Annotated in this window: 25 protein-coding genes and 1 tRNA gene; 19 read left to right on the plus strand and 7 right to left on the minus strand. The window is 67.3% G+C overall.

Going from position 1 to position 24,614, the window contains the following annotated elements; genetic code table 11:
- The first annotated feature begins 82 nt into the window (after positions 1-82).
- Positions 83-1,729, plus strand: coding sequence for a recombinase family protein (locus AC5Y46_RS11335; protein WP_012394803.1), 1,647 nt, complete (start codon positions 83-85; stop codon positions 1,727-1,729).
- On the opposite strand, the gene AC5Y46_RS11340 is transcribed toward AC5Y46_RS11335, so the two are convergent.
- A tRNA-Leu gene (locus AC5Y46_RS11340) sits at positions 1,711-1,796 on the minus strand. The genes AC5Y46_RS11335 and AC5Y46_RS11340 overlap by 19 nt on opposite strands.
- A gap of 103 nt (positions 1,797-1,899) precedes the next feature.
- Between AC5Y46_RS11340 and AC5Y46_RS11345 the strand changes: the two genes are divergently transcribed.
- Genes AC5Y46_RS11345 through AC5Y46_RS11355 form a run of 3 tightly spaced genes read left to right on the plus strand, consistent with a single transcriptional unit; the run spans position 1,900 to position 4,397 of the window.
- Positions 1,900-3,243 (plus strand): M20/M25/M40 family metallo-hydrolase, encoded by a 1,344-nt coding sequence (locus AC5Y46_RS11345; RefSeq protein WP_499945042.1) that lies wholly within the window; start codon positions 1,900-1,902, stop codon positions 3,241-3,243.
- Positions 3,244-3,262: 19 nt separating this feature from the next.
- Complete coding sequence (locus tag AC5Y46_RS11350) at positions 3,263-3,790, plus strand: YbhB/YbcL family Raf kinase inhibitor-like protein (RefSeq protein ID WP_499945044.1); 528 nt, start codon at positions 3,263-3,265, stop codon at positions 3,788-3,790.
- A gap of 28 nt (positions 3,791-3,818) precedes the next feature.
- Positions 3,819-4,397, plus strand: a complete 579-nt coding sequence (locus AC5Y46_RS11355; RefSeq protein ID WP_499945046.1) for an alpha/beta fold hydrolase — start codon at positions 3,819-3,821, stop codon at positions 4,395-4,397.
- 2 nt (positions 4,398-4,399) lie between these two features.
- Here the strand turns inward: AC5Y46_RS11355 and AC5Y46_RS11360 are convergent, their stop codons facing one another.
- Genes AC5Y46_RS11360 through AC5Y46_RS11370 form a run of 3 tightly spaced genes read right to left on the minus strand, consistent with a single transcriptional unit; the run spans position 4,400 to position 6,761 of the window.
- Positions 4,400-5,461, minus strand: a complete 1,062-nt coding sequence (locus AC5Y46_RS11360) for a quinone-dependent dihydroorotate dehydrogenase (protein ID WP_499945150.1) — start codon at positions 5,459-5,461, stop codon at positions 4,400-4,402.
- 32 nt (positions 5,462-5,493) lie between these two features.
- Positions 5,494-5,736, minus strand: a complete 243-nt coding sequence (locus tag AC5Y46_RS11365; protein ID WP_499945048.1) for a DUF5703 family protein — start codon at positions 5,734-5,736, stop codon at positions 5,494-5,496.
- Positions 5,733-6,761, minus strand: a complete 1,029-nt coding sequence (locus AC5Y46_RS11370) for a YncE family protein (protein ID WP_499991069.1) — start codon at positions 6,759-6,761, stop codon at positions 5,733-5,735. The genes AC5Y46_RS11365 and AC5Y46_RS11370 overlap by 4 nt, the downstream gene beginning before the upstream one ends.
- 111 nt (positions 6,762-6,872) lie before the next feature.
- Between AC5Y46_RS11370 and AC5Y46_RS11375 the strand changes: the two genes are divergently transcribed.
- The 9 genes from AC5Y46_RS11375 (at position 6,873) to AC5Y46_RS11415 (ending at position 14,640) form a co-directional block, all read left to right on the plus strand.
- On the plus strand, positions 6,873-7,175 hold the full coding sequence (locus AC5Y46_RS11375) for a hypothetical protein (RefSeq protein WP_499945051.1): 303 nt from the start codon (positions 6,873-6,875) through the stop codon (positions 7,173-7,175).
- Positions 7,176-7,227: 52 nt separating this feature from the next.
- Positions 7,228-8,058 carry an undecaprenyl-diphosphate phosphatase gene (locus AC5Y46_RS11380; protein WP_499945151.1) on the plus strand — a complete coding sequence of 277 codons (831 nt, stop codon included), beginning with the start codon at positions 7,228-7,230 and terminating at the stop codon, positions 8,056-8,058.
- Positions 8,055-8,777, plus strand: a complete 723-nt coding sequence (locus tag AC5Y46_RS11385) for a histidine phosphatase family protein (RefSeq protein ID WP_499991070.1) — start codon at positions 8,055-8,057, stop codon at positions 8,775-8,777. The genes AC5Y46_RS11380 and AC5Y46_RS11385 overlap by 4 nt, the downstream gene beginning before the upstream one ends.
- A gap of 65 nt (positions 8,778-8,842) precedes the next feature.
- The gene (locus AC5Y46_RS11390) at positions 8,843-9,430 is read left to right on the plus strand and encodes a DUF3090 domain-containing protein (protein ID WP_499945054.1); all 588 of its coding nucleotides are present in this window, start codon (positions 8,843-8,845) and stop codon (positions 9,428-9,430) included.
- The gene (locus tag AC5Y46_RS11395; protein WP_499991072.1) at positions 9,414-10,229 is read left to right on the plus strand and encodes an SCO1664 family protein; all 816 of its coding nucleotides are present in this window, start codon (positions 9,414-9,416) and stop codon (positions 10,227-10,229) included. The genes AC5Y46_RS11390 and AC5Y46_RS11395 overlap by 17 nt, the downstream gene beginning before the upstream one ends.
- Before the next feature lie 17 nt (positions 10,230-10,246).
- On the plus strand, positions 10,247-11,047 hold the full coding sequence (locus tag AC5Y46_RS11400; RefSeq protein ID WP_499945058.1) for a 3'(2'),5'-bisphosphate nucleotidase CysQ: 801 nt from the start codon (positions 10,247-10,249) through the stop codon (positions 11,045-11,047).
- 235 nt (positions 11,048-11,282) lie between these two features.
- Positions 11,283-12,518, plus strand: a complete 1,236-nt coding sequence (gene mshC, locus AC5Y46_RS11405) for a cysteine--1-D-myo-inosityl 2-amino-2-deoxy-alpha-D-glucopyranoside ligase (RefSeq protein ID WP_499991075.1) — start codon at positions 11,283-11,285, stop codon at positions 12,516-12,518.
- Between the two features lie 24 nt (positions 12,519-12,542).
- A complete protein-coding gene (locus AC5Y46_RS11410; protein WP_499991079.1) occupies positions 12,543-13,445 on the plus strand; it encodes an SDR family oxidoreductase in 903 nt (300 codons plus the stop codon).
- Between the two features lie 4 nt (positions 13,446-13,449).
- Positions 13,450-14,640 (plus strand): FAD-dependent monooxygenase, encoded by a 1,191-nt coding sequence (locus AC5Y46_RS11415; RefSeq protein WP_499991082.1) that lies wholly within the window; start codon positions 13,450-13,452, stop codon positions 14,638-14,640.
- Here AC5Y46_RS11415 and AC5Y46_RS11420 read toward each other — a convergent pair.
- Positions 14,637-15,530, minus strand: a complete 894-nt coding sequence (locus AC5Y46_RS11420) for a PAC2 family protein (RefSeq protein ID WP_499991084.1) — start codon at positions 15,528-15,530, stop codon at positions 14,637-14,639. The two genes, AC5Y46_RS11415 and AC5Y46_RS11420, sit on opposite strands and share 4 nt — an antisense overlap.
- Positions 15,531-15,623: 93 nt before the next feature.
- Here AC5Y46_RS11420 and AC5Y46_RS11425 point away from each other — a divergent pair, with 93 nt between their 5' ends.
- The 6 genes from AC5Y46_RS11425 to AC5Y46_RS11450 all read left to right on the plus strand — a co-directional run bounded on the left by AC5Y46_RS11425 (position 15,624) and on the right by AC5Y46_RS11450 (position 22,942).
- On the plus strand, positions 15,624-15,776 hold the full coding sequence (locus tag AC5Y46_RS11425; protein ID WP_499991085.1) for a hypothetical protein: 153 nt from the start codon (positions 15,624-15,626) through the stop codon (positions 15,774-15,776).
- A gap of 224 nt (positions 15,777-16,000) precedes the next feature.
- Positions 16,001-19,750, plus strand: a complete 3,750-nt coding sequence (metH, locus tag AC5Y46_RS11430) for a methionine synthase (RefSeq protein ID WP_499991087.1) — start codon at positions 16,001-16,003, stop codon at positions 19,748-19,750.
- A gap of 104 nt (positions 19,751-19,854) precedes the next feature.
- The gene (locus tag AC5Y46_RS11435) at positions 19,855-20,136 is read left to right on the plus strand and encodes a phosphoribosyl-ATP diphosphatase (protein ID WP_499945070.1); all 282 of its coding nucleotides are present in this window, start codon (positions 19,855-19,857) and stop codon (positions 20,134-20,136) included.
- 2 nt (positions 20,137-20,138) lie between these two features.
- Positions 20,139-20,984: an ATP phosphoribosyltransferase gene (gene hisG / locus AC5Y46_RS11440; RefSeq protein ID WP_499991090.1), complete on the plus strand. Its 846-nt coding sequence runs from the start codon at positions 20,139-20,141 to the stop codon at positions 20,982-20,984.
- Positions 20,985-21,089: 105 nt separating this feature from the next.
- Entirely contained in the window at positions 21,090-21,572 is a 483-nt protein-coding gene (locus tag AC5Y46_RS11445) for a glycine zipper 2TM domain-containing protein (protein ID WP_499991092.1), read from the plus strand.
- Positions 21,569-22,942 carry an FAD-containing oxidoreductase gene (locus AC5Y46_RS11450; RefSeq protein WP_499991094.1) on the plus strand — a complete coding sequence of 458 codons (1,374 nt, stop codon included), beginning with the start codon at positions 21,569-21,571 and terminating at the stop codon, positions 22,940-22,942. Before AC5Y46_RS11445 ends, AC5Y46_RS11450 begins: the two co-directional genes overlap by 4 nt.
- Here the strand turns inward: AC5Y46_RS11450 and AC5Y46_RS11455 are convergent.
- Together AC5Y46_RS11455 and AC5Y46_RS11460 are read right to left on the minus strand one after the other, a co-directional pair.
- On the minus strand, positions 22,922-23,719 hold the full coding sequence (locus tag AC5Y46_RS11455) for a thioesterase family protein (protein WP_499991097.1): 798 nt from the start codon (positions 23,717-23,719) through the stop codon (positions 22,922-22,924). The genes AC5Y46_RS11450 and AC5Y46_RS11455 overlap by 21 nt on opposite strands.
- Positions 23,716-24,567, minus strand: coding sequence for a RecB family exonuclease (locus AC5Y46_RS11460; protein ID WP_499991098.1), 852 nt, complete (start codon positions 24,565-24,567; stop codon positions 23,716-23,718). Before AC5Y46_RS11460 ends, AC5Y46_RS11455 begins: the two co-directional genes overlap by 4 nt.
- Positions 24,568-24,614 lie beyond the last annotated feature (47 nt).

A 24,614-nucleotide genomic window follows, 5' to 3' on the forward strand; every position in this document is an offset into this window, starting at 1 on the left:
CATCCTTCCCTCGAAAGAAGGTGCGCACGAAACCCGGGCTGGTTCAGCGGGACCGGATGCTTGGATCAGGGAGGGGAGTGGCGTGAGCCTGAGGTTCGCCTTCTATGGCCGAGTGAGCACGGAGGACGCTCAAGACCCGGAGGCGAGCCGCAGCTGGCAGAAGCGGCGTGCCATGGACCTGATCACTCCGCACGGCGGATTCATCGCCGCCGACTACTTCGATGTGGGACAGAGCCGTTCACTGCCGTGGAAGCGCAGGCCAGAGGCGTCACGTCTGCTTGCTGATGTCGCTTGTCGGGACCGTAGCTTTGATGCCGTAGTGATTGGGGAACCCGCCCGTGCGTTCTACGGGCCGCAGTTCGCGCTCACCTTCCCTGTCCTCACGCACTACGGAGTTGGCCTGTGGGTACCCGAGGTCGGCGGAGCGGTCGATCCCGGCTCCGAGGCACACGACCTGGTGATGACTCTGTTCGGCGGCATGAGCAAGGGAGAGCGCGCTCGAATCCAGATGCGCGTCCGTACGGCGATGTCAGCACTCGCGCACGACACCGCCAGATATCTCGGTGGTCGACCACCCTACGGTTACCGGCTCGTCGATGCCGGCCCGCATCCAAACCCTGCCAAGGCCAATCTTGGGCAGCGGCTTCACCGCCTCGAACCCGACCCCGCGACATCTTCGGTCGTCGAGCGGATCTACCGCATGTACGCCGACGGAGCGGGCCTGCGCTATATCGCGCAACGGCTCACCGACGATGGTGTACCGTCACCGAGCCAGTACGACCCGGCACGGAATCGGCATCGTGACCCACGAGGATGGTCCCATTCGGCGATCCGCGCGATACTCGACAACCCGGCGTACCGCGGTATCCGTGTTTGGGGCAAGCAGGAGAAATACGAGGTTCTGGTCAACCCCGATGATGTCGCTGCGGGGTATGAGACTCGTATGCGGTGGCGTGATGAGGCCGACTGGATCGCACCAGAACGCCGCACGCATGAAGCGCTGATCCGTGACGAACTAGCGCAGGCTGTTCGTCTTCGGATGCAGGCGCGGCGGGGTCCCGGTCTTGTTTGCAGCAGAGAGTCAACAGTGCCATATGCACTGCGTGGGCTGCTGTTCTGTGCCGCATGTGGACGGCGGATGCAGGGCGCTGCCCGCGCCGGGAAGCGAACAACACGCATCCTCTACCGTTGTGAGCTCGGTAAGTCGCGTTCGGTACCCGCGGACCTGAGTGATCACCCGCGCACCGTCTACCTCCGTGAAGATGAGGTGACTGCGCGACTTGACGAATGGATCGCCACCCTGGCCGATCCGGCCGACTTGGCACGCGGGCAAGACGCGGACCCGGTAGCAGGGGCTGGCTACGCGGCCTTGCGGCGCCAGCTCAGCGAGGCGAATGCGAAGGTTGCTGCTCTGGTTACCGCCGTGGAGTCTGGTGTGGCCGTTGAGGATTTGACTGTTGCATTGCGCCGCCGCACCGCCGAGCGCGACGAGCTGAAGGTCCGTCTTGAGCAAGCGGAGCGACCTCGCGTCATGACTGCCGCACAAATCAGCGAGTTGGTTGAGGAATTGGGCGGGCTGTCAGCAGTGCTTGGTGAGGCAACCGGGGCGGAACGCGCTCAGGTATACGCAAGCCTGGGCCTGCGCCTCGACTACGACCCGCATCTTCAGCGAGTCACGGCGACTGCCGACTTAAGTCGTGTCGCCGGACGTGTCCGAGGGGGGACTTGAACCCCCACGCCCATTAGTAGGGCACTAGCACCTCAAGCTAGCGCGTCTGCCATTCCGCCACTCGGACCAGACCAACAGAGTTGGCAGCTAAGGCTATCGGATCGGCGGGCGACCGCCCAATCGGCCCGGCCCGGGTCGCGGCTGCCGGTGTAGTGGTAGGAAAGGTGACTGTGACCCTTCCTCGGTCGGACAGCGTTTTCGGCGACGACGTGGCCGAGGTGGTCAGCAGGTTGATCCGGTTCGACACCAGCAACACCGGTGAACTGGAGACGACCAAGGGCGAGGCGGAGTGCGCCCACTGGATCGCCGAGCAACTTGCCGAAGTCGGCTACCAGCCCGAATACGTCGAATCCGGTGCGCCCGGCCGCGGCAACGTCTTCGCCCGGCTACCCGGCGCTGACCCATCCCGCGGCGCCCTGATGATCCACGGCCACCTGGATGTGGTGCCGGCCGAACCGGCCGAATGGAGCGTGCACCCGTTCTCCGGAGCCATCGAGGACGGCTACGTCTGGGGCCGCGGCGCGGTCGACATGAAGGACATGGTGGGCATGACCCTGGTGCTGGCCCGGCACCTGCGCCGCGCGGGCATCGTGCCGCCCCGCGATCTGGTTTTCGCGTTCCTGGCCGACGAGGAAAACGGCGGCAAATACGGGGGACAGTGGCTGGTCGACAACCGCCCCGATCTGTTCGCCGGGGTCACCGAAGCCATCGGTGAAGTCGGCGGCTTCTCGTTGACCGTGCCGCGCCGCGACGGCGGCGAGCGCCGCCTGTATCTGATCGAGACCGCGGAGAAGGGCATTCAGTGGATGCGGCTGACCGCGCGGGGCCGGGCCGGGCACGGGTCGATGGTGCACGACCACAACGCGGTCACCGTTCTCGCCGAGGCCGTCGCCCGGCTCGGTCGTCACCAGTTCCCGCTGGTGGTCACCGACACCGTCGCTCAGTTCCTGGCTGCGGTCAGTGAGGAGACCGGCCTGAGCCTCGACGTCAACTCGCCTGACTTGGACGGGGTGATCGACAAGCTGGGACCGATGGCCCGCATGCTCAAGGCTGTGCTGCACGACACCGCCAACCCCACCATGCTCAAAGCTGGGTACAAAGCGAACGTGGTGCCCGCGACGGCGGAAGCGGTGATCGACTGCCGGGTGCTGCCCGGGCGACAGGCCGCTTTCGAGGCCGAGGTGGACGCCCTGCTCGGACCCGACGTGACCCGCGAATGGATCCGCAGCCTGGATTCGTACGAGACCTCTTTCGACGGCGATCTGGTGGACGCGATGAACGCCGCGGTGCTCGCCGTCGACCCGGACGGGCGCACGGTGCCCTATATGCTTTCCGGCGGCACCGACGCAAAAGCCTTCGCGCGGTTGGGAATTCGCTGCTTCGGGTTCAGCCCGCTGCGACTGCCGCCGGACCTGGATTTCTCGTCGCTGTTCCATGGGGTCGACGAGCGGGTACCCATCGAAGCGCTGCGGTTCGGCACGCAGGTGCTGGCCCACTTTCTCACCCACTGCTGATCACACGAGAGGACAGACCATGAGTGTGCCCAACCCCTACGATGCGCTGCCCGACTTGCCGTCGTTCACGTTGACCTCGGAGTCGATCACCGACGGGCAGTCGCTCTCCAATGCACAGGTCAGCGGGATCATGGGGGCCGGCGGCGACGACGAGAGCCCGCAGCTGAGCTGGTCGGGTTTCCCCGACGAGACGCGTAGCTTCGCGGTCACCGTCTACGACCCCGACGCCCCGACCGCGTCCGGGTTCTGGCACTGGGCGGTGGCCAACCTGCCCGCCGACGTCACCGAGCTGCCGGCCGGCGCCGGCGACGGCAGCGACCTGCCGGGTGGGGCCCTGACGCTGGCCAACGACGCCGGGCAGCGGCGTTACATCGGCGCCGCACCCCCTGAAGGACACGGCCCGCACCGCTACTACGTCGCCGTGCACGCGGTGGACGTCGACAAGCTGGATCTGCCCGAGGACGCCACACCGGCATACCTGGGCTTCAACCTGTTCCAGCACGCGATCGCCCGCGCCGTCATCCACGCCACCTACGAGCAGACTTAGGCGCCGGGGCAGCCGGATGCTCGCCTGCGTGCTAGTCCTGCCCGGCGGCATGATCCGCAGTGAGCAGGCTTACCGATGGTGGCAGCCGGCGGGCGTGCGGGCAGCCGCCTTGGCGCACGCGTTACGTCGCCGGTTGGGGCCCGACGTCAAAGTCGTCAGCGTCCGTTATCGGCTGCGTGGGTGGAACAGCCCCCGGCAGGACCCGGTTCGCGACGCGCAGGCAGTGCTGGACCGGGTGCGGGCCCAGTATGAGCCCAAACACGTTGCACTGGTGGGACATTCGATGGGGGGACGGGTGGCGGCGCACCTCGCCGCCCACAATGACATCGACGTCTTGGTGGCGCTGGCACCGTGGTGGTACGGCGACAAGGGCGACCTGATCCCGGTCGGTACCCGGTTGCTGGTCATTCACGGCACCGCCGACACCCGCACCGATCCGGACGTCTCCCGCATTCAGACCGAGCGTGCGCAGCAGCGTGGGGTGGACGCGCAGTGGGTGGGCATCAAGGGCGTTGGTCACCACATGGTCCGTCGGTGGCGCGAATGGCACAGTCGCACTGCCGATTTCATTGCCGAGAGCCTCACTGCGCCGAGCGGCTCCGCCTGACGTCAGACGACCGTGCCGACGGCGTCACTGAGCGAATCGAACCCGCCGTCATGCAACCGCCGGGCAATCCCGTCGTGAATCTCCTTGGCCCACAGCCCTCCGCCGTAGACGAAGCCGGTGTAGCCCTGCAGCAGTGAGGCACCCGCGGTGATGCGCTCCCAAGCGTCGTCGGCGGTCTCGATGCCGCCCACGCTGATCAGCGTCAACCGATCCCCGACGCGGCGATACAGCCGACGCAGCACCGCCACAGCGCGCCGCGCCACCGGCGGCCCGGAAATGCCGCCCGCGCCCAACTCGTCGACCCCCGGGGTGCGCAGTCCGTCCCGCGACACCGTGGTGTTGGTGGCCACGATGCCGGCCAGGTCCAATTCCACTGCCAGATCGGCGATTTCGTCGACGTCAGAGTCGGAGAGGTCCGGTGCGATCTTGACCAGGACCGGGGTGCCGGATGCTTCGGCCAGGACCCCGGACAGGATCGGCCGCAGCGACTCGACCGCCTGTAGATCGCGCAGTCCCGGAGTGTTGGGGGAGCTGACGTTCACCACCAGATAGGAGGCCAGCGGCGCCAACAACCGGGCGCTGGCCCGGTAGTCCTCGACGGCCTCCTCAGCCGGGGTGTTCTTGGTCTTGCCGATGTTGACTCCCAGCGGCACCTCGGGCACGTGCTGGGCCAGTCGCGCGGCCAGCGCTCCGGCGCCGTGGTTGTTGAAGCCCATCCGGTTGAGCAGCGCGCGGTCGTCGGGTAGCCGGAACAGCCGCGGCGGCGGATTGCCGGGTTGGGCGTGGGCGGTGACGGTGCCGATCTCGGCATAGCCGAAACCCATTGCGCCCCAGACGGAAAGGCCGGTCCCGTCCTTGTCGAATCCGGCCGCCAGCCCGAGCGGTGCCGGGAACCGCACCCCGAACACCGTGCTGGCCAGGATCGGGTCTGTGGGACCCAGCCGTCGGCTCAGCGCCCGGCGGGCCGGCGCCCCCGCAGTGGCACCGCGCAGCGCGGCGAATACCAGGGTGTGCACCCGTTCCGCGGGCACCATGAACAGCAGGTTTCGCAGTAGGCCGTACAGCTGATGACGCTCGGCGAGCGGTTCGGTGACCGTCATGGTTCGGGCTGATCGGACATGCGGGTCTTCTTGCGGCGCAACAGAACTCGCCTGCTGCCGTCGGTGTAGAGCCGCACCCGGGTCAGCTCCCAGCCGCGGTATTCCGCCTCGATCGACAGCCGGGTGGAGGCGCTGAGCCGGGTGACGTCCGGGGGCAGGCGCAGCGGCGCCCACTCGTACTCGTCGGACATGTCGGCTTCCCAGCCCGCCGGCAGGCGACTCCAGCGCGGCGCGGTCACTGCTTGCCCGCCGCGTGCTCGATCACCTGAACCCCGGCACCCGAACCCGACACCACGTAAAGCGTGTCCGAGGCTTCGTCGAAGGCCAGCGCGTTGGGTTGCTGCACGGTTGGGTATCGCACCTTTTCCACGGGTATTCCGGTGCTCAGATCGTAACCAACGACGACGTTGGACGCCGTCTGGGACACCCACGCGAGCTCCCGGGATCCGGCCAGTCCGTACGGGGCCTGCCGGACCGGGAAAGCCTGCCGCAAGATCAGCGGGTCGACCCCGTAGACCAGCAGCTGGCCGCCGCGGGTGTCCGCGACCAACACCCGGCCGTAAGGATCGGAGGCCAGCGTGGTCGCACCCTCACCGGCGCGCAGCGCCTGTTCGGCGCGCCCGTCGGCTCCGATCGTCGTCACCGACGTCTGACCGCGGTCCAGCACGACTGTCGTATTGCCTTGCGTCACAAGAGCATCGACCCGTGCGAAGATCTTGTTGCGACTGGCCACCGAGTTGTCCGCGGCCAGCGTGTACACCGCGCCGTCGGCGCTGCCCAGTACCAGTTTGCCGTCGGCGCGCCGGGCGATCGCGGTGAAGTCCACGCCCTGAGCAACCGTCACCGGGGTGCTCGCGCCGCGCGCCACGTCCACCGCCAGGAAGCCACCTGCGGTCGCCAGGTAGACGGTTCCGCGTCCGTCGCCGGTCAGCGACGTCGCGGGCGCCGGCAGAGTGAGGACACGCGGTGCGGACTGCGGACCCAGCACGGTGAGAGTGGCAGGTGCGCCCGCCTCGCGGCCGGGGGACAGCACCACCAACTGGCGGGTCCCGTCATCGAAGAAGGCCTCCTGCGGTCGCCCATCCACGGGTTGCACCGCGCCGGGCGGAGGCTGCTGGGCGGGCGGTGCGACTGCCGGGCGGGCGGGTTCGATGGTCGGTGGCGGCGCGACCAGCGGATTCGAGGAACACCCGGTCGCGAGCAGCAGCAAAGCCGTCAGGGCCACCACGCACTGATGGCACCGCTTACGAGACCTCAACAGCAAATCTGCGCTCCAGACCCTTCAGTGGCACATAGAAAACTCTAAGGAACGCTATCGCGCTCAATTTGGCCATGTTGGCTGATTAGAAACCCGCCGGAGAGGTATTCTCACGCCATGACCGTCATCGTCGACCGGCATATCGCAAACAACGAGTTTGCTATCGAAGACATGTGCGCGGGAATTTTCGCCAGCGGCTACGGACAAGTCGGAGATGGGCGCAGTTTTTCCTTCCATATCGAACATCACTCGCTGGTCGTCGAAGTTTACCGGCCGCGGTTGTCGGGTCCCGTTCCGCAAGACGAAGACGTGGTCGCCCGCGCCGTACACAGCATCCGTTACATCGACCTCACCGACGAGCGCAGCCTAGCTGCCGCCGTGCGCGACTCGGTCGCCCACGCGGTGCCCGTCTCACGCTGAACCAGTTCCTGACCGACCGGGTACGGTCGTCGTCGTGTCTGCGGTCGCGCCGATGTCCTGGGGGCAAGTCGTCGTCTTGTCCGTGGTGCAGGGCCTGACCGAATTCCTGCCGGTCTCCTCCTCCGGGCACCTGGCGATCGTCTCGCGCATCTTCTTCCGAGGTGACGCCGGCGCGTCGTTCACCGCGGTCAGCCAGCTCGGCACCGAGGCCGCGGTGTTGGTGTACTTCGCCCGCGACATCGCGCGGATCCTCCGGGCGTGGTTCAACGGTCTGGTGGTGAAGTCGCAGCGCAACGCCGACTACCGGCTCGGCTGGTACGTCATCATCGGCACCATCCCGATCTGCGTGCTGGGACTGCTGTTCAAAGACGTGATCCGATCCGGAGTGCGCAACCTGTGGGTGGTCGCCACGGCGCTGGTGGTCTTCTCGGCGGTGATCGCCCTGGCCGAGTACGTCGGACGGCAGACCCGCGACGTCGAACGACTCAACTGGCGTGACGCCGTCGTCGTCGGCGCCGCACAATGCCTGGCCCTGGTTCCCGGCGTCTCGCGGTCCGGAGCGACCATCAGCGCCGGACTGTTCCTCGGTCTGGAACGCGAACTGGCCGCCCGGTTCGGCTTCCTGCTGGCCATCCCGGCGGTATTCGCCTCCGGGTTGTTCTCGCTGCCGGACGCCTTTCATCCGGTCACCGAAGGGATGAGCGCGACCGGTCCGCAGTTGCTGGTGTCGACGCTGATCGCGTTCGGTATCGGACTGGCCGCGGTCTCGTGGTTCCTGCGTTTCCTGGTGCGGCACAACATGTATTGGTTCGTGGGCTACCGGGTGCTGGCCGGCGCGGTCGTGCTGCTCCTGCTGGCCGGCGGGACGGTCGCCGCGACATGACCGTCCTGCTGCTGCGCCACGGCCGGTCCACGTCCAACACCGCGGGCGTGTTGGCCGGCCGCTCCGAGGGCGTCGACCTCGACGACAAGGGACGCGAGCAGGCCGCCGGAATCATCGACCGCATCGGTGACCTGCCGATCCGGGCGGTGGTCACCTCCCCGCTGCTGCGCTGTCGTCGCACCGTGGCCCCCCTGGCCGAGGCGCTGTGCCTGGAACCTGTGGTCGAGGACCGCATCGCCGAGGTCGACTACGGCGAATGGACCGGCCGCAAACTGGGCGATTTGGTCAAGGAACCGCTGTGGCGGGTGGTCCAGGCTCATCCGAGCGCGGCAGTCTTTCCCGGCGGCGAAGGACTGGCGCAGGTCCAGGCCCGCGCGGTGGCCGCCGTCCGGGAGCACGACCAGCGGCTGGCCGAACAGCACGGCGGCGACGCGCTGTGGATCGCCTGCACCCACGGCGACGTCATCAAGGCGGTGATCGCCGACGCCTACGGCATGCACCTGGACAGCTTCCAGCGGGTCAACGCCGACCCCGCCTCGGTGAGCGTGGTGCGCTACACCCCGCTGCGACCGTTCGTGCTGCACGTCAACCACACCGGCGCGCGCCTGACGGCCGGGCTGCGCGCTGCGCCACCGGCTCAGCCCGAAGAAAAGACCCCAGCCGCTCCCGACGGCGAGGTGCCTTCCGGGGACGCCGTCGTCGGCGGCTCCACCGGTTAGAACCGCCTGCGCGTGGGGATACGAAGCGCACAGCGACAACGTCTGCACGGTATTTTGAAAGAGCCATGGCCCGCGCAATTCACGTCTTCCGCACACCCGACCGTTTCGTGGCCGGGACCGTCGGGCAGCCCGGAAATCGCACGTTCTACATCCAGGCCGCACACGACTCCCGGGTGGTCTCGGTGGTTTTGGAGAAGCAGCAGGTCGCGGTGCTGGCCGAACGCATCGGCGCCCTGCTGCTCGAAGTCAACCGCCGTTTCGGCACTCCGGTGCCGCCCGAACCCACCGAAGTCGACGACCTGAACCCGTTGATCATGCCGGTTGACGCCGAGTTCCGGGTGGGGACGATGGGGCTGGGTTGGGATTCCGAGGCGCAGACCGTGGTGGTCGAGTTGTTGGCCGTCACGGACGCCGAGTTCGATGCCTCAGTGGTGCTCGACGACACCGACGAAGGGCCCGACGCGGTGCGGGTGTTCCTGACACCTGAGTCCGCTCGACAGTTCGCGACCCGGTCCAACCGCGTCATCTCGGCCGGCCGTCCGCCGTGCCCGCTGTGCGACGAACCGCTGGATCCCGAGGGACACATCTGCGCACGCACCAACGGCTACCGGCGCGACGCGCTCTTCGGGTCCACCGATGAACCCGAGGAATGACGAAAATACGGTGTTGCGCGACGGCGAGCTGACCGTCCTGGGTCGGATCCGCTCGGCGAGCAACGCCACTTTTCTCTGCGAGGCATCGTCGGGCGCCCAGACCGTCCACTGTGTGTACAAGCCGGTCACCGGCGAGCAACCGCTGTGGGACTTTCCCGACGGCACCCTGGCCGGACGCGAGCTCGGCGCGTACCTGGTGTCAGAGTCGTTGGGCTGGAACATCGTGCCGTACACCATCATTCGCGACGGCCCCGCCGGTCCCGGGATGTTGCAGCGGTGGGTGCAGCAACCCGGCGACGCGGCCGACTCCGACCCGCCGGCAGACCCCGACCTGGTGGACCTGTTTCCTGCCCGCAAGCCGCAACCGGGATATCTGCCGGTGCTGCGCGCCTACGACTACGCCGGCGACGAGGTCGTCCTGATGCACGCCGACGACACCCGACTGCGCCGGATGGCGGTGTTCGACATCCTGGTCAACAACGCCGACCGCAAGGGCGGCCACATCCTGTACGGCCTGGACGGCAACGTCTACGGCGTCGACCACGGGGTGAGCCTGCACGTGCAGGACAAGCTGCGCACCGTGCTGTGGGGTTGGGCCGGCAAGCCGATCGACGACGAGACCCTGGAAGCCGTCGCCGGATTGGTCGGCGCGCTGCGCGGCCCGCTGGCCGAACAGCTGCGTGGCCGGATCACCAGCGCGGAGATCGCCGCGCTGACCCGGCGCGCGCACGCGCTGCTCGACGATCCCGTCATGCCCGGACCCAATCGGCACCGCCCGATTCCGTGGCCGGCGTTCTGAACGGCGATACTGGGTCGGTGAATTCGGCCGCTGGTGAGCTGACCGACGCTGCGCTGGCCGCCGACCTGGCCGCGGATGCCGGGGAGTTGCTGCTCGCGGTCCGCGACGAGGTCGGATTCGACTATCCGTGGGAGCTCGGCGACGCCGGCGATCGGCGCGCCAACTCGCTGATCCTGAAACGCCTGGCGGTCGAGCGCCCCGGCGACGCGGTTCTCAGTGAGGAAGCTCACGACGACCTGAACCGGCTCAAGTGCGACCGGGTGTGGATCATCGACCCGCTGGACGGCACCCGCGAGTTCTCCACCCGCGGCCGCGACGACTGGGCGGTGCACATCGCGCTGTGGCAACGTACCAATGGGGGCCCCGGCAACGGGCCAACTCAGATCACCGACGCCGCAGTGTCACTGCCGGCCCGCGGCAACGTCGTGTACCGCAGCGACACCGTCACTTCCGACGCGGCGCCCGTCGGCGTCCCGGGCGTCATCCGGGTCGCCGCGAGCGCCACCCGGCCGCCCGCCATCTTGTACCGGATGCGGCAGCTCATCGACATCGAACTGGTCCGGATCGGCTCGGCCGGAGCCAAGGCGATGGCGGTGGTCGACGGGATCGCCGACGCCTACGTGCACGCCGGCGGTCAGTGGGAATGGGACTCGGCCGCGCCGGCGGGTGTGGTGCTGGCCGCCGGGATGCACGCGTCGCGCCTGGACGGCTCGCCGTTGCTGTACAACCAGCTGGACCCCTACCTGCCCGACCTGCTCATGTGCCGGAAGGACGTGGCGCCGATCCTGCTGGACGCCATTCGTCAGGCGTGGTGGTGAGTCGGCGTCGGTCGTCGGCGGCTTGAGTGTGAAGCTGTGGCGTTGCGGGTGTAACCAGGGCGGAGATTGGCGATTTTTTCCGCCCCGGCTGCACGCTCAAAACCCAGGCTTCACACCCAAAGCCGAGACTTCACACCCAAAGCCCAGGCTTCACAGCCAAAGCATTCGCCTGCGCTACGCCCTCGGGTGTCGAACCGATTGCCCGCCTTCTCCTCGCCCGGCCTAAAGTCATCGCATGCGGTCGTGGTCTTCTCCGCCCGTCCCGGGACTGCCCGGACGCGGCCCCGAGCTACGGCTCTACGACACCGCCGACCGTCAGGTGCGCCCGGTCACTCCCGGCGCAAAAGCCAGCATGTACGTCTGCGGCATCACCCCCTATGACGCCACGCATCTCGGCCACGCCGCCACCTACCTCGCGTTCGACCTGATCCACCGGCTGTGGCTGGATCTCGGTCACGACGTGCACTACGTGCAGAACGTCACCGACGTCGACGACCCGCTGTTCGAACGCGCCGAGCGCGACGGCATCGACTGGCGCGACCTCGCCGACCGGGAAACCGAACTGTTCCGCCAGGACATGACCGCACTAAGGGTATTGCCGCCGCAGGAATACGTCGGGGCCACCGAAGCCGTCGCGGAGATGGTCGAACTCGTCGAGAAGATGGTCGCCTCGGGCGCGGCTTACGTCCTCGAGGACGAATATCCCGACGTCTACTACCGCGCCGACGCCACGCTGCAGTTCGGCTACGAGTCCGGTTACGACCGCGACACCATGCTTGATCTGTTCGAACAGCGCGGCGGCGACCCGCACCGCCCCGGCAAGACCGACGAACTCGACGCCCTGTTGTGGCGCGCCAACCGCCCCGGGGAGCCGTCCTGGCCGTCGCCGTTCGGACCGGGCCGTCCGGGCTGGCACGTCGAATGCGCGGCGATCGCGCTCAGCCGCATCGGCAGCGAACTCGACATCCAGGGCGGCGGTAGCGATCTGATCTTCCCGCACCACGAGTTCACCGCCGCGCACGCCGAATGCGTCTCGGGTGAACGCAGATTCGCCCGTCACTACGTGCATGCCGGAATGATCGGCTGGGACGGGCACAAGATGTCCAAGAGCCGCGGCAACCTGGTGCTGGTCTCGCAACTGCGAACCCAGGGCGTCGACCCGTCGGCGGTCCGGCTGGGTTTGCTGGCCGGGCACTATCGCGCCGACCGATCCTGGAGCCAGGCCACGCTCGACGAGGCGACCGAGCGCCTGCACCGCTGGCGCACCGCGACCACGCTGCCCGCCGGCCCCGACGCCGCCGACGTGCTGGCCCGGCTGCGCCGGTACCTGGCCGACGATCTCGACACGCCCAAAGCCCTTGCCGCACTGGATGGTTGGGCTACTGATGCGCTGGAGTACGGCGGCCACGACGAGGCCGCGCCGAAATTGGTGGGCACCGCGATCGACGCCCTGCTGGGAGTGAAGCTGTAAACCCGCGGTGGTACGTTTTCGGCCATGACAGGGGCGCGCGGCACAGTGCAGGACAAGGTCGTCTTCATCACGGGAGCCGGCCGGGGGATCGGCGCGGAGGTAGCGCGCCGGCTGCACAACAAGGGCGCCAAACTGCTCCTGACCGACCTCGGTGACGCGGAGCTGAAGTCGATCGCTGCCGAACTGGGCGGCGACGGGCGGGTGCTGACCGCGGTCGCCGACGTGCGGGACCTGCCGGCCATGCAGGCCGCGGTGGCCCAGGCCGTCGAAAAGTTCGGCGGCCTCGACGTCGTCGTGGCCAATGCCGGCATCGCCAGCTACGGCTCGGTACTCAACATCGACCCCGAGGCGTTCAAGCGGGTGATCGACGTCAACCTGCTCGGAGTCTTCTACACCGTGCGCGCCGCACTGCCGGCCATCATCGACCGCCGCGGCTATGTGCTGATCGTCTCCTCGCTGGCAGCGTTTGCCGCCGCGCCGGGGATGGCGGCCTACGACATGTCCAAGGCCGGCAACGAACACCTGGCCAACGCGTTGCGGCTGGAGGTCGCCCCGCTCGGTGTCGGCGTCGGCTCGGCGCACATGTCCTGGATCGACACCGCGCTGGTCCGCGATACCAAGGAAGATCTGCCCGCCTTCACCGAACTGCTGTCCAAGCTGCCGTTCCCGCTGAACCAGACGACGTCGGTGAACAAGTGCGCCGCGGCGTTCGTCAAGGGCATCGAGGGCCGCAAGGACCACATCTACTGCCCGGACTGGGTTGCCGGGTTCCGGTGGCTCAAGCCGGTACTGAGCACGAAATTGGGGACCCTGCCCACCGCCCGGGCGGCCACCGAGGTCGTGCCGAAGATGGACGCGCAAGTCGCCGCGCTCGGCCGGTACACCAGCGCCTACACCCAGGGCCTGGAAAAGCCGCCGAGTACCTGATGCCGTGAAGGTGATCATCTGCGGCGCCGGGATCGCCGGACTCGCCGCCGCCGAGCGCATGACGACCCTCGATGCCGAAGTCGTGCTACTCGAGCGGGCGCCCGGGCCACGCGCTCAGGGCTACATGATCGATTTCTTCGGCGCCGGCTACGACGCGGCCGAAGCGATGGGGGTGCTGCCCGCGATCCGCGACGTCGGCTACAACTTCGACGAGGCCGCCTTCGTCGACGAAACGGGCCGACAACGCGCGGTGTTGTCCTATGCGAACATGGACCGGGCATTGGGCGGCCGGCTGTGCAGTGTCATGCGGCCCGACCTGGAAAAAGTGTTGCGCGACAATCTGCCCGAGGCCGTCGAGCTCCGGTTCGGCACTTCGGTGGTCGGCCTCGACAACCGCGAGGACGGGGTCACCGTCACCCTCGACGACGGCTCAAAGTTGGACGCCGACCTGCTGATCGGCGCCGACGGCATTCACTCCACCGTGCGCACCCTGGCCTTCGGACCGGAGGCCGGCTACCTGCATTATCTCGGATTCCACACTGCCGCTTGGGTATTCGCGTCGCCAGAGATCCGTGACGCCACCGCCGACCGCGTCGTGCTCACCGACACGATCGGCCGGCAGCTGGGTTTCTACGCATTGCGCGACGGGCGGGTCGCGGTGTTCGCGGTGCACCGCACTACCGATCCCCAGCTGCCCGATGACGTGCGGGCGGCGATCCAGGACGGCTACGCGGGCATGGGCTGGGTGGTGCCCGAGGCGTTGCAGCGCTGCCCGGAATCCGAACACATCTATTACGACCAGGTCGCCCAGATCCGGATGCCCCGCTGGAGCTCCAAGCGGGTGGTGCTGATCGGCGATTCCTGCTCGGCGGTGTCGCTGCTGGCCGGTCAGGGCGCATCGCTGGCCATCGGCGCGGCGTACGTGCTGGCCGAGCAACTGCGGCGGACGTCGTCGGTGGAGCGGGCGCTGGATTTCTACGAGCGGCTGTGGCGTCCGGTCATCGAGGAGAAGCAGCGGGCCGGGCGCGACGCAGCCGAGCGTTTCCTGCCGTCGTCGAAGTTCCAGCTGCGGACCCGACGCGCCGCGCTGCGGATGGCTCGGTTGCCCGCGGTGAACCGGCGCATCATCAAAGCTTTGGTGGGCGAGCATCCCGCGGTGATCGCCATGCTGCGCGAGGGCAGCGCAGACGACTAGCGACCGAATCCCGGTCGGCGGCGTTTCAGGTAACGCTCGAACTCGGCGGCCAGCGCGTCGCCGTCGATCTGACCCAGCGCCTCGTTGACGTCGAGGGCCGCGTCGCCGTGCTGTTCGAGCGACTGCACATACTCAGCCAGCTCCTGGTCGTCGGAGGCCATCTCGGTGATCTCCTGCTCCCAGGCCTCGGCTTGGGTCGGCAGGTCGGCCAGCGGCACCTCGACGTCCAGCACTTCCTCGACGCGGTGCAGCAGCGCCACCGTCGCTTTCGGGTTGGGCGGGTGCGACACGTAGTGCGGCACCGCCGCCCAGAACGTCACCGCCGGGATACCGGCCGCCACACAGGCGTATTGGAAGACCCCGGCAATGCCGGTAGGTCCCTCGTAACGGGTTTCCTCCAGCCCGAACAGGCGCGCCGACTCCGACGAATAGGCTGCCCCCGAAACCGGCACCGGCCGGGTGTGCGGCGTGTCGGCCAACAACGCCCCGAGGATCACCACGGTGTCGACATTGAGCTTGTCGATCACGGCCAGCAGCTCGTCGCAGAAGGTGCGCCAACGCATGTTCGGCTCGACCCCGGACATCAGGACCACGTCGCGCTCGCTGTCGGGCGGTCGGCAATGTGAGATCCGCATCGCCGGCCACTCCAGCTCCCGGGTGACGCCGTCGACCTGGCGGATGACCGGCCGATTGACCTGGTAGTCGTAGTAGGCCTCGTCGTCGATCTCCACGATCGGGGTGGCGTCCCAGATGTCGAACAGGTGTGACACCGCGTCGCTGGCGGCGTCGCCGGCGTCGTTCCAGCCTTCGAAGGCCGCAACCACGACGGTGTTCTGCAGCCGTGGCAGCGTTTCGTCGCCGCCGCTCGGCCCGCCATCCGGCAAAGTCACCTAGCCAGCCTACGGTGTGGCGACCCCACCCGGATGCGCATGTGCGGTGTGGCGTAACGCCTGTTGCAGATCGATAGGCCGACTATCCTTGGCATGTGGTCGACCCTGACCGACACCAGTACGACACCGACCTCGCTGGCGTTCTGTCGCGGCGCGTGGTGGTGGACAACGGTGTCCCCAGGACCCGGCTATCCGATGCAGACCGACGCGGTCGAGACGAAATATGTTCGGCTGCAAACCAGTTGACCTTGGTAACTACGACATTGCCGACCAGATCCGCGAGCGGGCGCGTAAACGGCCCCGCGACCGCCACGTGGGTCGGGTCGAGCACTGGGCGTCCAGGCGTCGGGTGACGACGTAGACTTTGCTGGTCGAGAGGCGTTGCAACGGCTATCGGGGGGCTTGGGTTCCCCTGGTATCCGCCACGCTCGGCAGAGTCAAGGACGCCTTCCGCTACGGAAGGAACGTACGTGAACGCCGCTGATCAGAACACTTTCGCGCCGAACATCCGCCCCGACTGCACCGAGGAACTCACGGCCGCTCTCGGCCGGCGAATCATGGTGATCGACGGCGCGATGGGCACGGCGATCCAGCGGGACCGGCCCGACGAGGCCGGCTACCGCGGCGAGCGGTTCAAGGACTGGCCGAGCGACCTCGTCGGCAACAACGACCTGCTCAACCTCACCCAACCGCAGATCATCGAGGGCATTCACCGCGAGTACCTCGAGGCCGGCGCCGACATCCTGGAGACCAACACGTTCAACGCGAACGCGGTTTCGCTGTCGGACTACGACATGGCCGAGCTGGCGTACGAGCTGAATTACACCGGCGCTGCTCTGGCCCGCAAGGCCGCCGACGAGTTCAGCACCCCGGAAAAGCCCCGGTACGTCGCCGGGGCGCTGGGACCCACGACGCGGACCGCGTCGATTTCGCCGGACGTCAACGACCCCGGCGCCCGCAACGTCTCCTACGACCAGTTGGTCGCCGCCTACCTCGAAGCCGCCAACGGCCTGGTCGACGGCGGTGCCGACCTGCTGATCATCGAGACGATCTTCGACTCGCTGAACGCCAAGGCCGCCGTGTTCGCCGTCGAGACGCTCTTCGAGGACCGGGGACGCCGCTGGCCGGTGATCATCTCCGGCACCATCACCGACGCGTCGGGACGAACGTTGTCGGGTCAGGTGACCGAGGCGTTCTGGAACGCGATCAGGCACGCCAAGCCGATCGCGGTGGGCCTCAACTGCGCCCTGGGTGCTCCGGAGATGAGGCCCTACATCGCCGAGGTCGCGCGGATCGCGGACACGTTCGTCTCCTGCTACCCGAACGCCGGGCTGCCGAACGCTTTCGGCGAGTACGACGAGTCCCCGGAGCGTCAGGCCACCTACATCGCCGAGTTCGCCGAGGCCGGCCTGGTCAACCTGGTCGGTGGTTGCTGCGGAACGGCGCCGCCGCACATCGCCGAGATCGCCAAGGTCGTCGAGGGCAAACCGCCGCGCGAGCTGCCCGAGATCCCGGTGGCCACCCGGCTTTCGGGCCTGGAGCCGCTCAATATCGACGACGACTCCCTGTTCGTCAACATCGGTGAGCGCACCAACATCACCGGCTCGGCCCGGTTCCGCAACCTGATCAAGGCCGAGGACTACGACACCGCGCTCTCGGTCGCCCTGCAGCAGGTTGAGGTTGGTGCGCAGGTGATCGACATCAACATGGACGAGGGCATGATCGACGGCGTCGCCGCGATGGACCGGTTCACCAAGCTGATCGCCGCCGAGCCCGACATCAGCCGCGTGCCGGTGATGATCGACTCCTCGAAATGGGAGGTCATCGAGGCGGGCCTGAAAAACGTGCAGGGCAAGCCGATCGTCAACTCGATCTCGATGAAGGAGGGCGAGGAGAAGTTCATCCGCGAGGCGAAGCTGTGCCGCAAATACGGCGCCGCCGTCGTCGTGATGGCTTTCGACGAGCAGGGGCAGGCCGACAACCTGGAGCGCCGCAAAGAGATCTGCGGGCGCGCCTACCGGATCCTGACCGAACAGGTCGGCTTCCCGGCCGAGGACATCATCTTCGACCCGAACTGCTTCGCGCTGGCGACCGGCATCGAAGAGCACGCGACCTACGGGATCGACTTCATCGAGGCATGCGCCTGGATCAAGGAAAACCTGCCCGGGGTGCACATCTCCGGCGGCATCTCGAACGTGTCGTTCTCGTTCCGCGGCAACAACCCCGTCCGCGAGGCGATCCACGCGGTGTTCCTCTACCACGCCATCAAGGCCGGCCTGGACATGGGTATCGTCAACGCCGGCGCGCTGGTGCCCTACGACTCGATCGATCCCGAGTTGCGGGACCGTATCGAGGACGTCGTCCTGAACCGTCGCGAGGATGCCGCCGAGCGGCTGCTGGAGATCGCTGAACGGTTCAACAAGTCCGAGAAGGGCGAAGATCCGCAGGCGGCCGAGTGGCGCAGCCTGCCGGTCCGCGAACGGATCACGCACGCTTTGGTCAAGGGCATCGACGCCCACGTTGACGCCGACACCGAGGAGTTGCGCGCCGAGATCGCCGGTGCGGGCGGCCGCCCGATCGAGGTGATCGAGGGCCCGCTGATGGACGGCATGAACGTCGTCGGTGATCTCTTCGGGTCGGGCAAGATGTTCCTGCCCCAGGTCGTGAAGTCGGCCCGGGTGATGAAGAAGGCCGTCGCCTACCTGCTGCCGTTCATCGAAGAGGAGAAGGCCGAGAACGGGACAGCTGATTCCAAGGACACCAACGGCACCATCGTGATGGCGACCGTCAAGGGCGACGTCCACGACATCGGCAAGAACATCGTCGGGGTTGTCCTGCAGTGCAACAACTTTGAGGTGATCGACCTCGGGGTGATGGTGCCCGCGAGCAAGATCCTGGACGCGGCCAAGGAGCACGACGCCGACATCATCGGGCTGTCCGGGCTGATCACCCCGTCGCTGGACGAGATGGCGAACTTCGCCGTCGAGATGGAACGCGAGGGCCTGGAGATCCCGCTGCTGATCGGTGGCGCGACCACCTCGCGCGCCCACACGGCGGTGAAGATTTCGCCGCGTCGCAGCGGTCCGGTGGTCTGGGTGAAGGACGCGTCCCGCTCGGTGCCGGTTGCCGCCGCGCTTCTCGACGACAAGCAGCGTCCGGCGCTGTTGGAGGCGACCGAGAAGGACTACGCGTCGCTGCGCGAACGGCACGCCCAGAAGAACGAGCGGCCGATGCTGACGCTGGAGAAGGCGCGCGCCAACCGGACGCCGGTCGATTGGGACGGCTACACGCCACCGGTGCCGGCGATCGGTGCCGGAGTACGAGAATTCCAGGATTACGACCTGGCCGAGCTGCGCGAGTACATCGACTGGCAACCGTTCTTCAACGCCTGGGAGATGAAGGGCCGGTTCCCCGACATCCTCAACAACCCCGCCACCGGCGAGGCGGCGCGCAAGCTGTACGACGACGCCCAGGAGATGCTCGACACCCTGATCAAGGAGAAGTGGCTGACTGCCAACGGGGTGATCGGGTTCTTCCCGGCCAACGCCGTGGGGGACGACATCGAGGTCTACACCGACGACAGCCGCACCGAGGTGCTGACCACGTTGCACAATCTGCGCCAGCAGGGCGAGCACCGCGAAGGGATCCCGAACCGGTCGCTGGGCGATTTCGTCGCGCCCAAGGACACAGGTCTGGCTGACTATGTCGGAGCGTTCGCCGTCACCGCCGGCTTGGGCAGCCAGGACAAGATCATGGAGTTCAAGGCGGCCCTGGACGACTACAGCGCGATTCTGCTGGAGTCGATCGCCGATCGATTGGCCGAGGCGTTCGCCGAACGGATGCACGAACGGGTCCGCAAGGAATTCTGGGGTTACCAGCCCGAAGAGAATCTCGACAACGAGTCACTCATCGGTGAGAAGTACGTCGGCATCCGTCCCGCGCCGGGTTACCCGGCCTGCCCGGAGCACACCGAGAAGGTGACGCTCTGGAAGTTGATGGACGTCCGCGAACGGACCGGCATCGAGCTGACCGAGTCGATGGCGATGTGGCCCGGTGCGGCGGTCAGCGGCTGGTACTTCTCCCATCCGCAGTCGCAGTACTTCGTCGTCGGCCGGATGGCCCAGGACCAGGTCGCCGACTACGCCAAGCGCAAGGGCTGGACGTTGCAGGAGGCGGAACGCTGGCTGGCCCCCAACCTGGGCTACAACCCCGAGGACTGACGCCAGGGTTGCGCGAGCAGACGCAAAAGCCCCCATTTCGTGCCGAAATGAGGGGCTTTTGCGTCTGCTCGGCGTGATATCAATATGACTTTGCTGGCCGGCGCATGGAACAATCGCTGGCCGTGAAGACCTTCGAGGATCTGTTCGCCGAGCTCGGTGAACGTGCCCGCACCCGACCCCCGGGCAGCGCCACGGTGGCGGCGCTGGACGCCGGCGTGCACACCCTGGGCAAGAAGATCCTGGAGGAGGCCGGCGAAGTGTGGCTGGCCGCCGAGCACGAGCCCGACGAGGCGCTGGCCGAAGAGATCAGCCAATTGCTGTACTGGACCCAGGTGCTGATGATCTCGCGCGGCCTGTCCCTCGACGACGTCTACCGGAAGCTGTGAGCATGTTGCGCGTCGCGGTGCCCAACAAGGGCGCGTTGAGCGAGCCGGCCACCGAGATCCTGTCGGAGGCCGGATACCGCCGTCGCACCGATCCCAAAGACCTGACCGTCATCGATCCCGTCAACAACGTCGAGTTCTTCTTTCTGCGGCCCAAAGACATTGCCATCTATGTCGGTTCGGGAGAACTCGACTTCGGCATCACCGGACGCGACTTGGCGTTGGATTCCGATGCACCCGTACGTGAACGACTGGCGCTGGGTTTCGGGTCGTCCAGATTCCGCTACGCCGGCCCGGCCGGGCGGGACTGGACGATCGCAGACCTGGCCGGTAAACGCATCGCCACCGCTTACCCCAACCTGGTGCGAAAAGACCTGGCCCACCGCGGAATCGACGCGACCGTCATCAGACTCGATGGCGCAGTTGAGATTTCGGTGCAGCTCGGGGTTGCCGACGCAATCGCCGACGTCGTGGGCTCTGGCCGCACCCTGAGCTTGCACGATCTGGTGGCTTTCGGTGAGCCGCTGTGTGATTCGGAGGCGGTGCTGATAGAACGCGCCGACGGCCAACCCTCCGCGGCTCGCGATCAACTGGTCGCTCGGGTCCAGGGTGTGGTGTTCGGCCAGCAGTACCTGATGCTCGATTACGACTGTCCGCGTTCAGTACTGGAGAAGGCGACCGCCATTACCCCGGGCCTGGAGTCGCCTACTATCGCCCCGCTCGCCGATCCGGAGTGGGTCGCGGTGCGCGCCCTGGTGCCGCGCCGCGATATCAACGGCATCATGGATCAACTCGCCGTGATCGGCGCCAAGGCGATCCTGGCCTCCGACATCAGGTTCTGCCGATTCTGATCCGCTCTCAAGCGGTTAGCTGTGTTAACGTCCCGCTGGGACCCGTGCATCCACGGCATTCCCATGACCGTCGCCAGGCTCTACGTCTGTCCCAGGAGGGATGCTGTGACGCAAGTTCTCGTCCTGCTGTTGGCCTTGCTAATCGGAGTGGTTGCTGGTCTGCGCTCCCTGACGGCTCCGGCCGCCGTCGCCTGGGCCGTCTTCCTCAGCTGGCTCAACCTGACCGGCACTTGGGCGTCCTGGGTGGGCAACCTGGTGACCGTGGTGATCTTGAGTTTGCTGGCGGTCGCAGAACTGGTCAATGACAAGCTTCCCAAGACACCGCCGCGCACCGCGACGCCGGTGTTCCTGGTCCGGCTGATCATGGGCGGATTCGCCGGTGCGGTCATCGGCACCGCGTGGGGCCACAAATGGGAGGCACTCGGAGCCGGTGTCATCGGCGCGGTGCTGGGCACTATCGGCGGCTACCAGGCACGACGTGCGTTGGTGGCCAAGAACGGCGGTCATGATTTGCCGATCGCCCTGCTCGAAGACGCCGTCGCGGTGCTGGGCGCGTTCGCGATCGTCGCCGCGGCAGCGGCTTTGTGACCCGACGCTTCGACGCGATCGTCGTCGGCGCCGGCCAGGCCGGACCACCTCTGGCGGGGCGCCTGACCGCCGCCGGGCAGCGGGTCGCGGTCATCGAGCGTCAGCACGTCGGCGGTACCTGCGTCAACTACGGATGCATCCCCACCAAGACGCTGGTGGCCAGCGCCCACGCCGCTCACCTGGCGCGCCGCGGCGCGGAGTACGGCGTGGGTACCGGCGACGTCAGCGTCGACATGGGCAAGGTCAAGGCCCGCAAAGACGAGATCATGCTCAAAGACCGCAGCGGCGTCCAATCCTGGCTGGACGGCATGGACGGCTGCACCCTCTATCGTGGGCACGCACGTTTCGAGGATCCGCACACCATCCGGGTGGGCGACGACGTGCTGCAAGCCGACCGGATCTTCCTCAACGTCGGTGGCCGTGCCGTGGTCCCCGACATTCCGGGTCTGTCCGAGGTCGACTACCTGACCAACGTGTCGATCCTGGATCTCGACACGGTGCCCGAGCATCTGATCATCGTCGGCGGCAGCTACATCGCGCTGGAGTTCGCGCAGATGTATCGCCGCTTCGGCGCCGGTGTGACCGTCGTCGAGCGTGGGCCGCGACTGGCGTCACGCGAGGACGAAGACGTTTCGACGACCATCCGCGAGATCCTGGAAGGCGAGGGGATCGACATCGTCACCGGCGCCGACGATGTACGAGTTGCCAAGCACGACAACAACATACAACTGACTCCCAGTGCCGGTGCCGACCCGGTGACCGGCAGCCACCTGCTGATCGCGGTCGGGCGGCAACCCAACACCGACGACCTGGGCTTAGAAGCGGCCGGAGTGCGGACCAACTCCCGAGGGTTCATCGAGGTCGACGACCAGCTCAGAACCAACGTCGACCACATCTGGGCGTTGGGGGACTGCAACGGCAAAGGCGCGTTCACCCACACCTCCTACAACGACTTCGAAATCGTGGCAGCCAACCTGCTGGACGGGGACCCGCGCCGGGTCAGTGACCGCATCACCACCTACGCGCTCTACATCGATCCGCCGCTGGGGCGGGCCGGCATGACGGTCAAGGAGGCCCGCGACTCCGGCCGCACTGTGCTGGTCGGCAAGCGGCCGATGACCAGGGTCGGCCGTGCCGTGGAAAAGGGTGAGACGCAAGGCTTCATGAAGGTCGTGGTCGACGCCGACACGAAGGAGATCCTCGGCGCTGCGATCTTCGGTGTCGGCGGCGACGAGTCCGTGCACTGCGTTCTGGACGTCATGTCGGCCAAGGCTCCGTACCCGACACTGTCGCGGACGATGCACATCCATCCGACGGTCAGCGAGCTGATTCCGACTGTGCTTCAGGAGTTAGCGCCGCTGGATCAATAGCGTCTGCGCCGAGGTCCCGACGAATCCGTCGGTGTCGAAGACTTCGCCCGTCGTCACTCCGGCACCGTCCGGACCGACGGATGCGCGGGCGCGCAGCGCGAAGTCGTTGCCGACGGGCAGTCGATGCAGATGCACGACGGTGTCGGTGTTCATGAACGCGAATTCGTTCGGGTCCAGGATCTTGCCGACGCCGTTCGCGCAGTCCACCACCGCGGCCAGCCGCTGCAGCGGCGTCGTCTCCTCGGCGTCGACGATGAATCCCGTCGGGCTGAACCAGGACACCGCCGCGGCCCCGTCGTCGACGCGTTGCGGCCGCCAGTTGATCGCGTCGAAATAGCCGCCGGCATCGGCGAAGACGTCCGGGACCGGCTGGGCCGGGTCTTCCCGCAATGGTTGATAGCGGTCGGAGGCAGCGTCGGAGGTGTCGGAGACTGCGATCAGCCAGGCGGACATCCGTGCCACGGCGCGGGTGGAGCCGTCGGCGCGCTCGGCGCGCATTTCGGCGCACATCATCGCCACCCGCGATCCCGGTCGTTCCACCCAGGCTCGGGCCTGTACCGGCGCGACCGGGATTGCGCCCAGGATGTCCAGGCTGAGCCGGCCGATCCGCAAACCAGTCCCGGCTGCGAGTTCCTCGATCATTTTGGTCAGCAGCGCCAACGGCGGCGAGCCGTGCTGCAGGTCGGGTCCCCAGTTGCTGCGGGTGAACTCGGTCGAATCGAACCGCTGGTAACCGTCGCCGGCCGCGGGCAGACGACGATAGAAGCTTCCGCTCATGCCGCCGGTTCGGTCGGCCAACCCGGGTACGGCGGTGGCGTGCCGCCGAACGCCGGGCACAGCGCCCGATGGGAACACCAGTCGCACAACCGCGACGGGCTGGGTCGGAAATCGCCTGTCTGGCCGGCGGATTGGATGGCCCGCCAGATGGCCATCAAGGTCTTCTCGAATCGCAACAACTCGTCATGGTCTGGTGTGTAATCCAGCAACTGGCCGTCGGCGAGGTAGATCAGCCGCAGCCGGGTGGGCAGCACCCCGCGCGAGCGCAGCAGCGCCACCGCATAGAACTTCATCTGGAACATGGCCTTGAACTCGGCCAGCGCGCGCGCCTCCGGCGGGGCTTTGCCGGTCTTGTAGTCGACGACGCGCAGCTCACCGGTGGCCGCGACGTCGATCCGGTCGATGTAGCCGCGCAGCAAGGTGCCGTCGGCCAGCTCGACCTCCACCCGCTGCTCGCAGCACTGCGGGTCGAAGCGGGTCGGGTCCTCCAGACGGTAGTAGCCCGACAACAGCGCGCGTGCTTCGTCGAGCAGCTGCGCTCGCTGCTCGGCGTCCAGATCACCGGCCAGGGCAGGGTCGCGACCGCACACCTGCTCCCACGCCGGCTCTACCAGCGAACATGCGGTGTCCGGGCCGCGCTGCCCGGCGGGCAGCCCGTAGAGCTGCTCCAACGCGACGTGCACCACCGAACCGCGCAGCTGTGGCGTCGACGGCGCTTCGGGCAACCGGTCGATCGCCCGGAAGCGGTACAGCAGCGGGCACTGCTTGAAATCCGCGGCCCGCGACGGCGACAACGCCAGTCGCGCGCTGTGCGCAACCGGTGGTGCCACCGTCAGCTGTTCGGTCATATCCGCAGCTTAAGACCGGACACCGACAAATGGCCCCGAGCACTCGC

This window comes from Mycobacterium sp. NGS59 (assembly GCF_059812345.1).